This window comes from Bradyrhizobium genomosp. I (2014) (assembly GCF_000261685.1).
Lineage (GTDB): Bacteria > Pseudomonadota > Alphaproteobacteria > Rhizobiales > Xanthobacteraceae > Bradyrhizobium.
The window spans coordinates 1-10,309 of the sequence record NZ_AJQE01000092.1 but is presented as its reverse complement, the minus strand read 5'-3'; the positions used below and the strand labels follow the sequence as shown (position 1 = coordinate 10,309).

Below are 10,309 nucleotides of genomic sequence, written 5' to 3'. Positions count from 1 at the left end.
GAGCGGCCCAGCCGATGTTCTGATCGTCGAGGACGATCCGATCATCGCGATCGATTTCGAGGACCGTCTGCTCGGATTTGGTGTGATCGGTGTCCGGACCGTCGGGTCGGTGACCCAGGCGCTGGACGCGATCGCGAAGCGTACGCCCGACTTCGCGCTGCTCGATGTCGAACTGATCCGCGAGACCAGCTTCGCGATCGCCGAACGGCTGATCGCGCTGAAGGTTCCGTTCGTTTTCGTCACCGGCTACGGCGCCGAGGCGCGCATTCCGCCCGAATTGGCAGGCCGGCCGCGGTTGCAGAAGCCGTGTTCGAGCGACGCGCTGGAAGCGGCGCTCAAGATACGGGCCGCCAATTAGCGATCAGCTTTGCTTCGGATCGAGCGTGGTCGACCACAGCGCCACGTCGGCGCGGTCGCGCAGGGTCACCGTCATCCGGCCGGATGCGCCGTCGATCTTGACGTGACCGAAGAACTGCATGCCAGCGGACGGCGGTAGGTTCTGGCTGTCCTTGCCCGGCGCCTTGACGAAGCGCACCTCGGGGCCAAAGGTGTTATCGAGCGCGTTCGGACCGAACGTGCCGGCATGCAGCGGGCCCGAGACGAATTCCCAGAACGGCTCGAACTCCTGGAATTGCGCCTTGTTCGGATCGTAATAATGCGCGGCGGCGTAATGCACATCAGCCGTCAGCCACACCGTGTTGCTGATCGGCGCCATCTTGATGAAGCGCAGGATGTCGGCGATCTCGAACTCGCGGCCACGCACCGGACCGTCGCCCTGCGCAATGGCTTCCGAGCCGCCCTTCGGCGTGTCGGAGACAATCAGGCTGATCGGCATGTCCGACGCGATGACTTTCCATGTCGCGCGCGAATTCAACAGACCGCGCTTGAGCCAGGCGATCTGGTCCGGGCCGAGGAAGTAGCTGGCGGGACCGTAAGCGGTGTCGAGATTGGCGCCGTTCGGGCCGCGATAGCTGCGCTCGTCGAGCATGAACACGTCGAGATGCGGGCCGTAGGCGATCTGGCGATAGACGCGGCCGGGCTCGGTGATGCTCTCGCGCATCGGGTACATCTCGTGAAAGGCGCGACCCGCGCGGGCCGCGAGCAGCGAGATGTCGCGCACCTTGTAGGCGGCCGGCAAGTCCTTCGACAGCGACCAGTTGTTGGTCACCTCGTGGTCGTCCCACTGCACAAAGATCGGCACTTCCGCATTGAAGGCACGGAGATTGTCGTCGGTGAGATTGTATTTGTGCGCGGCGCGGTACTCGTCCAGCGTCTCGGCAACCTTGGCCTTCTCCGGGATGGTCAGATTCTTCCAGATCTTGCCGTCGGCGAGCTTCACCTCCGATTGGATGGGGCCGTCGGCATAGATCGTGTCGCCGGAATGCAGGAAGAAATCCGGCCGGTGCTTGCGCATCGCCGAAAAGGTGAACATGCCGCCGTCGTCCGGATTGATGCCCCAGCCTTGCCCGGCGACGTCTCCGCCCCAGACGAAGCTGACGTCGCGGCGGTCGGCCGGGGCGGTGCGGAAGCGGCCGGTCACCGGCTCCCCCTCGACAGCGCTGTGCGAGAGATCACGGAAGCGGACCCGGTAGAAGATATCCTGTCCGCCCGGCAGGTTCTCAAGCAGCATCTTTGCGGTGAAGTCGGTCTCGGGGAGCGCCGCGATCGGCGGCAGCGCAAGGGCATCCCTGAACGTATCAGTCGTCGCCACCTCGACCAGCATCTGTGCGGGCCGGTCGGCGCGCGCCCACACCACGCCGCCGTCGACGGTGACGTCGCCGGACTGCACGCCATGAGTGACCGCCGGCCGATCTGCCGCACGCGAGAGATACGGCATCGCGATCATGCCGAGCGCACCGGCGCTGGTGGCGAGGAAGCGGCGGCGGGAGAATTTGATGTTCATGGCTGGCTCGCGCACCTCTCGCTGTCATTCCGGAGCGCGCGAGGCGCGAATCCGGAATCTCGAGATTCCCCGGTGCGCAATTGCGCACCTTTGGTCTGGTCCTTCGGACCATCCCGGAATAACGACAAAGCTATATAGAGACAATGTGACGCAGCAATAACGCTGGCAAGCTCTTACGCGTTGCCGGCAGCCCGGAATTGCACGCCTGCGCGCTGCAGGTTCTGCGGCAGGCTTATCAGCACCGCCTTGCGGTCGGCGACCGCGGCGTGGAACTGATCGAGCGCGATGTTGAAGGCGGTGAGCGCGCCTTCCTCGATGGCGCCGTGATCGTAGCAGCGCAGCGTGTCGCGCAGGATATCGTCGGCTTCGGCCTGCATCTGGTCGAGCTCTTCGGTCGTCTCGCTCTTGCGCGCCGCCGGGATCATGTCGAGCAGGCGTTCGCGCAGATGACTGTTGCTGTCGCGCTCGTCCTTCTTCAGATAACCGGCGAACCAGGCGCCGATCGAGCCCATGGCGGAAAGCGCCATCAGGCTCCACCAGATGTAATCGCTGTATTTGTCGAGGAAGGTCTTTTCCTCGCCGTCGACGAAGGCGGCCGCACCCGGATGCACCGGGATCACCGCATCCTTGTCGGTATCGGGCGTTTCGATCTTCGCCGCGAGCGGGAATTCCGTCACCAGTTGCTGCCGCACGGCGAACAGCTGGCGGGTGAACGCCGCGATGGTGGTTTCGGACACGCCTTTGCGCGCCACGATATGGTGCGAAAAGCTGATGGTCTTGACCTCGTCCTCCGGGCGTGCGGGCGAGCCACCATAGGTGCCGGCGGGAATCTCGGACGCTTCGTAGACCGGATGGTTCTGCGCGATCGCGTCCGCCGAATCGATCGCGAGGAAGGTGGGCGCGCCGAAATCCTTGGTGGAGGCGGCGATCGCATCCGCCGTGATCTTGCTGTTGACGGGGCCGGCCGCGAGATAGACCTCCGCCTTCCGCGCCTTGATCGCCTCGGCTGCTTCGTTGGCGGGGAATTGCACGATCTCGACCTTGGCGGGATCGATGCCGTATTGCTGGAGAATCACCTTGAGCAGATTGACGTTGGCCTGGGTGCGGCCAACCACGCCGACGCGATGGCCGGCGAGCTGTGCGATCTTGGTGATCTTCGGGCCCCGCTTCTTGCCTTTGCCCGGCACGGACCAAAGCACCACCACGTTCTTGCGCAGGGTCGCGACCGCCTGCGCGTTCTTGGGCACGTCGACGTCGCCGCGTACGATGGCGAGATCGACCTTGCCTTCCGCAAGCGCATTGGCGCTGGCCGTGGCGCCCTCGGTCGGAAACGGTCGCAGCCGCACTTGGCCCTTGGTCTGCGTGAACGCCTGCGTCAGCGCCTGCACGACCTTGACGTCATCGCTGTTGGCAGGGCCGACTGCGATCCTGAGCGTCACCGGGCGCATCGCGAAGTAATATCCGCCGGCGAGCGCGCCGACGATCGCAAGCACGAGTGCCAGAGACACGAGCGCCGTCTTCCGCGCCGCGGATCGCGGCGAAGGCGGAGGGGGCGCTTCGGCCAGGTCCAATCCCCCGGTCATCGATCTCCCAAACAGGCGCTTCAGGCTCAATTTCATCTTTGGCCGGCGATTTAGTTGGGCAATTGTAGCAAATTTCCTGCCCGGCGGGGTTACATCTCCGTCATGGTTAGCGGATGCAGGAATCCCGTATGAACCCGGGCGCCGGCGCGGTGTTAGAGTAAAGTTCCTCTAAGCATGATCCGGAAAAGTGCGCAGCGGTTTTCCGAAAAGATCATGCTTAAACAACAACCTAAAGCGCGACGACGATTCATCCAAATCTCATCGCGCTTTAAAGGACGGAGAGAACCATGGCAGAACGGCTCGCGGCGGAGGCGCGCAAGCAGGCGCTGGGCGGACTACCGGGCTGGACTGAAGTCCAAGGCCGCGACGCCATCGGGAAGACCTTTGTCTTCAAGGATTTCAACGCTGCGTTCGGCTTCATGACCCGCGCTGCGCTGGCCGCCGAGAAGATGGATCATCACCCCGAATGGCGCAACGTCTACAAGACAGTGGAGGTGGTGCTGTCGACCCACGACGCCGGCGGCGTCACCGCGCTCGACGTCGCGCTGGCCAAGGCGATGAACGCCATCGCGGGCTGACACAAGGCTCGCGTCTTGCGGGGAAGGGCCGGATCCCCATCTTGTGATCAGCCGGGACGGGACGACCCTCCGCCTCCGGCAGAACGGGGAGTTCTTGAGCATGGCTGCCGAGCACAGCGTCGGGTTCGAGCCGGCCGATCGGCTCGCGGAAGATCGCGAGAGCGTGCGCCGTCGCTTCTGGCGCAAGCTGAAGCGTGTCGCCGCGCAGCTGCCGTTCGCGGAAGATTTGCTTGCCGCCTATTACTGCGCGTTCGACCGGCGGACGCCGCGCCACGTCCAGGCCTCGCTGTTAGGAGCGATCGCCTATTTCGTCCTGCCGTTCGACTTCGTCGCGGATGTGATGCCGATCCTCGGCTTCGCCGATGACGCCGCCGTTCTCGCCACCGCCATCCGCATGGTCGCCGGCCACATCACCAACGAGCATCGCGAGGCCGCCCGCGCCGCGCTGAAGCGTGGGGTGGACGAGGGGGAGGCGGCGCAATAGGTGTCTTCGGCGAAGCATGTCGCGGCTACACACTCCGCTGTCATTCCCCGCGAAGGCGGGGAATCCAGTACGCCGCGGCTTTAAGTTCAATCACTGCTGTTTCGGAGTGCTGGATCGCCCGATCAAGCCGGGCGATGACGGCTGAGTGTGGATGGCGCTTGCGACACCATTGCTCGCAGCGACAACCGCTACTTCGGCCCCGCCTGCGCCCGCGCGTTCGCCGCGTCCCACGCCTGGAATTGCTTGAACAGCGCTTCCTTGTCCGCGTCGGACACCTGCGCGGCCGCAGGGCTCTGCTTCAAAAACGCTTCGAAGCGCTGCCGTGTCACCGGCTCGATGCCGTGCTTGTCGAGCCAGTGCTGCGCCACCGGCAATCTGTTCCATCCTGACAGCGGCGCCGCCAGCGAGACCTCCTTCCACTTGGGATGGAAGGGCGGGTTCTGGAGCGCCGTGAATTTCGTGAAGAACGCGTCCACGAACAGCGCGAGCTTGCGATAGCGCTCGGTGTTGGGTGCCCAATTATAGGCCGCGAGCACCGCAGGCACGGCGATCGTGTCCACGCTTTCGCCTTCCCGGATCAGGTTCGGATAATCCTTGGCGGTCAGCGTCGCGGGCAGATAGTCGCTCTGAAGCGGCCTTTCATAGTCGACCTTCGCGAGATGGAAGCGGCCGTCGTTGGCGAAGGTCGAGACCGATTTGTACGGCTTGCCTCCGACCACGATGACGGCGTCGATCGTGCCGGCCTTCAGCTTCTCCATCGCGATGCGCTGTTCGACATAGACGAATTTCGCCTTGATCCCGAGCCGCTCGAACACGGTGAGCGCGGTGACGAAGGTGCCGCCATTCGGCAGGTCGACACTGACGGTCTTGCCTTCGAGGTCCTTCAATGTCGCGACCGATTTCGGCGCGATCACCTGCATCTCCTCGTTGTAGAGCTTGGTCACATAGGTGAACTGCCGCTTGATGTCCTTGGCAAAACCCTTGCGCTCGAGATAGTCGAGCGTGTCTGCGCGGACGATACCGAGATCGACGCCTTGCAGAAACAGGATGTCGGCAACGCTCTGCACCGAGCCGCGGCCGACGATCGGCAGCACGCGGATCTTGTTGCCGTCGTCGAGCACGGAGGCAAGGTCGGCGCCGAACTGCACATAGGTGCCGCCGATCGTGCCCGTTATCAGCGTGACGGTGTTGGCGTTCAGCGCCTGTTTTGTCGAGGTCGAGCCGAACTGGAAGATGGCCTTCAGGCCGTCCGAGACCTTGGCTGGATCGTATTCGGCCTGCTCGGCGCGCGCCGTGAAGGCACAGACGGTCATGAAGGCGGCCAGCGCCATTCCCAAAGCGTTACGCATGATGTCCCCTGAAATGGTCTAGTTCGAGAGCTGGGCGAGGCGCTGTCGCGCCTCCGCCGATCCAAGTATCGCGGCCTTCTGGTACCAGTCGCGCGCGGCGGTCGCGTCAGCGGCGATGCGCCGGGAGTCGCTGGTGCCCAGCACGACCGGGTCATAGCTCTGCGCCAGCATGAACGCAGCCGTCGCGTCCTGTGCATTGGCCGCGCGTTCGAGCAGCAGGCGGGCCGCAACAATATCGCCGACACCGAGCAGGCTCTTCGCGCGCGTCATCAGCCCGGCCAGTGTGTCGGCATCGAGCGTCTTGGCGGGCGGAGGCGGCGCAGGCGGTGCTGGCGGCGCCGCAACGGGCGCGGGCGCCTGGGCTTGCAGCGCCGTCTGATAGGCGGTCGCGATCGCCTCGCGGCTCGGCGTTGCCGGTGCAGGGAGAGCCTGCGTGTCGGCGCTTGCCTGCCTCGTATCGCTCACGCGGACCGCATTCTCGGGCGGGGTCTGCGGTATGGCCGGCGCGCTGGCTGACGCCATGGCCTGGTCAGCCACGATGCGAATCCAGCTACCGGCATTGGCGGCGAAGAGGCCGCGAAAGTCGGATTGAAATAGCGTGATCAGGACTGCAAGGGTGGATGCCGCCAGAACCGCCGCGAGCACACGCGGGACAATTCTGGAGCGCAACTTCACCGGCGCATATTCGCTGGGGTCCGGCGCCCCGAGCGGATCGGACAGGAACAGTGGAACTGCCTCGTCCTGCGAAAGATCCACCCGTGCAGCGCGCGCACGGACAAAGGACGCTGTCTGCGGATGTGATGCGGCTCGATTGGAGTCGAACGCGCTCGATTCCCTCGACAAACGGTGGGCCGTCGTCTCCATGGTGATGCTCCCCATTACTGACGCAACGCAGGGGCATTCCCGGCTTTAGTCTTCTTGTTGTTGTCCAGAAGTGCCCCGCAAACTGGAACCGGTAAATCGCCGTCCGATTCAGCCCAAAAGACGACGGCGGTTTGCGCGAATCTGGAGATATTTGGGTTTGATTACGGCGAGGCGGCGGAATGCACCACAATTTTACCGGTGATGGTTGGCGAGCGATGACGGCTGTGGATGCTGAGCGACGCCCCACATCCTCACGGATGCAGGATCACCTTGCCCATGGCCTGGCGTCCCGCGAGCACCTTCAGCGCTTCCGCTGTCTGGGCCAGCGGGAAGGTGCGGTCGACATGCGATGAAATCTTTCCTTCCGCGGTCCACTTCACGAGCTTTTCGAGATTGGCGCGGTTCTTGGCCGGGTTGAGTCGGGTCCAGGCCCCCCAGAACACGCCGCGGATGTCGCAGCCCTTCAGCAGTGCGAGGTTCAACGGCATTTTTGGAATGTCGCCGGCGGCAAAACCGATGACGAGGAAGCGGCCTTCCCAGGCGATCGAGCGCAGCGCCTGCTCGGCGTAAGTACCACCAACCGGATCGAAGATGATGTCGACGCCCTTGCCGCCGGTGAGCTTGCGCAGGCCTTCCTTCAGATCTTCCCTGGCGTAGTTCAGCGTCAGCTCGGCGCCATGAGCTTTGGCGAATTCGAGCTTCTCGTCCGACGAGGCGCAGGCGATCACCTTCAGGCCCATCAGCTTGCCGAGCTCGCAGGCCGCAAGGCCCGTGCCGCCGGCCGCGCCGAGCACCGCGAGCGTCTCGCCGGGTTTCGGACTGGCGCGATCCTCCAGCGCATGCAGCGCGGTGCCGTAGATGATGATGATGCCGGCAGCGCGGTCGTAGTCGAGATCGTCGGGGATTTTCACGATCGACGCCGCCGGCAGCGCGATCTTCTCGCGTGCGCCGTTGTGGCCGCAGGATGCCACCACGCGGTCGCCGACCTTCAGGTCGGTGACGTCAGGGCCGATGCTCTCGATCACGCCCGCGACTTCCGCCGCCGGCGAGAACGGGAACGGCGGCTTGATCTGGTACTTGCCCTGGATCATCAGGAGATCGAAGAAGTTCAGCGCCGCCGCCTTGATCGCGATCACGGCCTCGCCGGGACCTGCCACCGGATCCGGCACCTCGGCCAGCACGAGATCGTCGGGCTGGCAATATTGCGAGCAGAGGATGGCTTTCATGGCGGCACCTTGGAGTGTTTCGAGTGGAATTATGGTTTGGCCGTTTCTGCCGGATTTGGCGCGGCCCGACAATCGGGATTCTTTGTCTGAGGCTAGGCTCCGGCCTATCCTCGTCATTGCGGGCGAAGCGAAGCAATCCAGAGTCCGCCTCGCGGAAATAGTCTCGCAATGACGGAGCAAGAAGAGGATGGAGGATTCAAACGATGTTTGAAACAAGCCTGCTCGAGAGCAAGCGCATCCTCGTCACCGGCGGCGGCTCGGGCCTCGGCGCTGCGATGGGCCGTCGCTTCCTCGCGCTCGGCGCCGAACTCGTGATCTGCGGCCGCAAGCTCGATCGGCTGGAAGCTGCCGCGCGCGAGATGCGCGCACAGACTGGCGGCAAGGTCACGACCATCGCTTGCGACATTCGCGAGGGCGCCGCCGTGGATGGCATGATGAATGAGATCTGGCGCGAAGCGCCACTCGATGTCCTCGTCAACAATGCTGCCGCGACCTTCATCGCACAGAGCGAGCAGCTCTCCTTCCGTGCCGCGGATGCGATCCTGGCGCCGACGCTGCATGGTGCGATGTATTGCACGCTCGCCGCCGGCAAACGCTGGATCGATGGCAGGCGTGGCGGCGTCGTGCTGTCGATTCTATCGACCTCCACGATCACAGGCCGCGCCTTCACGGTTCCGTCGGCGATGGCGAAGTCCGCCCTGCTGGCGATGACCAGGAGCCTTGCGGTGGAGTGGGGCCCGAAGGGCATCCGCACCATCGCGATCGCGCCGGGTCCGTTTCCGACCGCCGGCGCATCCGGGCAGCTACGTCCCGAAGGCCGCGACGAAAGTTGGACCGCGCGCAACCCGCTCGGACGCACCGGCGAGCACGGCGAGCTTGCCGATCTCGCCAGCTTCCTGGTCTCGGACCGCGCCGGTTACATCAATGGCGAGATGGTGGTGATCGACGGTGGCGCGCATTTGCGCAGTTCCGGCGCCGAGGATTTGCTCGGCTGGACCGAGACGCAGTGGGCCGAGCAACGCGCCGCGCGATCCAAGGCCTAGCCGCCGCGGCTGCCGCTAACTGCCTTCCCAAATTGGACTTTCCCGGCTATCCCTGCCCGGGGACAACGCGCGGTCGGGCCATCTTCCAGTCACAATATTGAGGGAACCACTGCGGCATGTGGCGGGTGCTGATTTTAGCTTTGATGACTGGCGTCATGGCCGGGGGAATCGCCGATTCCGCGCGGGCGCAACCGGCGCACAAGTCTGCTCCAAAAGAGGCGACACCAAAGCCGGCCGCGCCATCGGCCCATACGACTGCGAAGTCGGCTGCAAAGCCCGAGAGCAAGCCGGCAGTCTCGCCCGCGGCGGTTGCGGGCGGTGCCGAGCCGACCCTGATCGGCCAGTTCGGCACCTGGGGCGCCTATTCGGCGACGCCTAACGGCAAGAAGGTCTGCTTCGCACTGGCCAAGCCTTCATCGTCGAAGACCAATCCGCCGAATCGGCCGCGCGATCCCGCCTATGCGTTCGTCTCGACCCGGCCGGCGGAGAAGGTCAACAACGAAGTTTCGGTGATGATCGGCTACGCGCTGAAGCCGGGCTCGGAATCGACCGTCGAAGTCGGCGGCGCCTCCTTCGCGATGTACACGCAGGGCGACGGCCTCTGGATCAAGAACGCGGCCGAGGAGGAGCGGATGGTCGAAGCCATGCGTAAATCCGCCGATCTCGTCGTCAAGGGCGTCTCGGCCAAGGGTACGGAGACGACCGACACGTTTTCGCTGAAGGGCCTGTCCCAGGCGCTCGACAAGATCGCTCAGGACTGCAGACGGTAAGATTTCCGACGTTAAGGCTGCGGCCGATAAGGTCGCAATCGGCGGTTCCGGTTGCTATATAGGGCCGGTTCCAGGCTTTCTTCCGTCATTCCGGGATGGTCCGAAGGACCAGACCCGGAATCTCGAGGTTCTCAGGTGCGCAATTGTGCACCATAGTTCGTCGCTTCGCGTCGTCCCGGAACGACCACAGCAATCAGGCCCATCAATGCAACCGTCGACCCAGCCGCACAACGCAATCCTGGTGGAGAAGACTCCGCTCGAAACCTATGTGCCGCCGGCAAAGCCGTCGCTGATCGGCTTGTCGCGCGCCGAGCTTGCCGAACGCCTCGGCGAGATCGGTGTCGCGCCGGCACAGCGCAAGATGCGCGTGCAGCAGCTATGGCATTGGCTCTATTTCCGTGGCGCCCAAAGCTTCGACGACATGACCTCGATCTCGAAGGGCATTCGCGCTGAGCTCGCGCAGCACTTTACCGTCGACCGTCCCGAAGTCGTGGCCGAGCAGATCTCCA

General features: G+C 64.3%; 10 protein-coding genes and 1 pseudogene. 6 read left to right on the top strand and 5 right to left on the bottom strand.

Going from position 1 to position 10,309, the window contains the following annotated elements:
- A partial coding sequence (locus IC50_RS08755; protein ID WP_035703072.1) for a response regulator occupies positions 1-358 on the top strand: 358 nt, incomplete at its 5' end.
- Positions 359-361: 3 nt separating this feature from the next.
- On the opposite strand, the gene IC50_RS08750 is transcribed toward IC50_RS08755, so the two are convergent.
- Positions 362-1,903, bottom strand: a complete 1,542-nt coding sequence (locus IC50_RS08750) for an alkaline phosphatase D family protein (protein WP_035703070.1) — start codon at positions 1,901-1,903, stop codon at positions 362-364.
- 173 nt (positions 1,904-2,076) lie between these two features.
- A complete protein-coding gene (locus IC50_RS08745) occupies positions 2,077-3,522 on the bottom strand; it encodes a TAXI family TRAP transporter solute-binding subunit (protein WP_050990938.1) in 1,446 nt (481 codons plus the stop codon).
- A 251-nt stretch (positions 3,523-3,773) separates the two neighbouring features.
- On the opposite strand from IC50_RS08745, the gene IC50_RS08740 reads away from it, so the two are divergent.
- Together IC50_RS08740 and IC50_RS08735 are read left to right on the top strand one after the other, a co-directional pair.
- Complete coding sequence (locus IC50_RS08740) at positions 3,774-4,064, top strand: 4a-hydroxytetrahydrobiopterin dehydratase (RefSeq protein WP_035703067.1); 291 nt, start codon at positions 3,774-3,776, stop codon at positions 4,062-4,064.
- Positions 4,065-4,164: 100 nt separating this feature from the next.
- On the top strand, positions 4,165-4,548 hold the full coding sequence (locus IC50_RS08735; protein ID WP_035703065.1) for a YkvA family protein: 384 nt from the start codon (positions 4,165-4,167) through the stop codon (positions 4,546-4,548).
- Positions 4,549-4,736: 188 nt separating this feature from the next.
- Here the strand turns inward: IC50_RS08735 and IC50_RS08730 are convergent, their stop codons facing one another.
- The 3 genes from IC50_RS08730 to IC50_RS08720 form a co-directional block, all read right to left on the bottom strand.
- Positions 4,737-5,897 (bottom strand): TAXI family TRAP transporter solute-binding subunit, encoded by a 1,161-nt coding sequence (locus IC50_RS08730; RefSeq protein ID WP_035703063.1) that lies wholly within the window; start codon positions 5,895-5,897, stop codon positions 4,737-4,739.
- Positions 5,898-5,915: 18 nt separating this feature from the next.
- Entirely contained in the window at positions 5,916-6,653 is a 738-nt protein-coding gene (locus IC50_RS08725; protein WP_244429558.1) for a hypothetical protein, read from the bottom strand.
- Positions 6,654-7,012: 359 nt separating this feature from the next.
- The gene (locus IC50_RS08720) at positions 7,013-7,987 is read right to left on the bottom strand and encodes an NADPH:quinone oxidoreductase family protein (protein WP_035703061.1); all 975 of its coding nucleotides are present in this window, start codon (positions 7,985-7,987) and stop codon (positions 7,013-7,015) included.
- A 203-nt stretch (positions 7,988-8,190) separates the two neighbouring features.
- Between IC50_RS08720 and IC50_RS08715 the strand changes: the two genes are divergently transcribed.
- The 3 genes and pseudogenes from IC50_RS08715 to IC50_RS08705 all read left to right on the top strand — a co-directional run.
- Positions 8,191-9,030, top strand: a complete 840-nt coding sequence (locus IC50_RS08715) for an SDR family oxidoreductase (protein WP_035703059.1) — start codon at positions 8,191-8,193, stop codon at positions 9,028-9,030.
- 116 nt (positions 9,031-9,146) lie between these two features.
- A complete protein-coding gene (locus IC50_RS08710) occupies positions 9,147-9,800 on the top strand; it encodes an invasion associated locus B family protein (RefSeq protein ID WP_035703057.1) in 654 nt (217 codons plus the stop codon).
- 205 nt (positions 9,801-10,005) lie between these two features.
- A pseudogene (locus IC50_RS08705) lies at positions 10,006-10,309 on the top strand (23S rRNA (adenine(2503)-C(2))-methyltransferase RlmN); the annotation flags it as partial.

What these genes read in the sequence shown, in the direction of transcription:
- IC50_RS08750 (WP_035703070.1), bottom strand. Translation starts at nt 1,903, where the DNA reads ATGAACATCAAATTCTCCCGCCGCCGCTTCCTCGCCACCAGCGCCGGT.
- IC50_RS08745 (WP_050990938.1), bottom strand. Translation starts at nt 3,522, where the DNA reads ATGAAATTGAGCCTGAAGCGCCTGTTTGGGAGATCGATGACCGGGGGA.
- IC50_RS08740 (WP_035703067.1), top strand. Translation starts at nt 3,774, where the DNA reads ATGGCAGAACGGCTCGCGGCGGAGGCGCGCAAGCAGGCGCTGGGCGGA.
- IC50_RS08735 (WP_035703065.1), top strand. Translation starts at nt 4,165, where the DNA reads ATGGCTGCCGAGCACAGCGTCGGGTTCGAGCCGGCCGATCGGCTCGCG.
- IC50_RS08730 (WP_035703063.1), bottom strand. Translation starts at nt 5,897, where the DNA reads ATGCGTAACGCTTTGGGAATGGCGCTGGCCGCCTTCATGACCGTCTGT.
- IC50_RS08720 (WP_035703061.1), bottom strand. Translation starts at nt 7,987, where the DNA reads ATGAAAGCCATCCTCTGCTCGCAATATTGCCAGCCCGACGATCTCGTG.
- IC50_RS08715 (WP_035703059.1), top strand. Translation starts at nt 8,191, where the DNA reads ATGTTTGAAACAAGCCTGCTCGAGAGCAAGCGCATCCTCGTCACCGGC.
- IC50_RS08710 (WP_035703057.1), top strand. Translation starts at nt 9,147, where the DNA reads ATGTGGCGGGTGCTGATTTTAGCTTTGATGACTGGCGTCATGGCCGGG.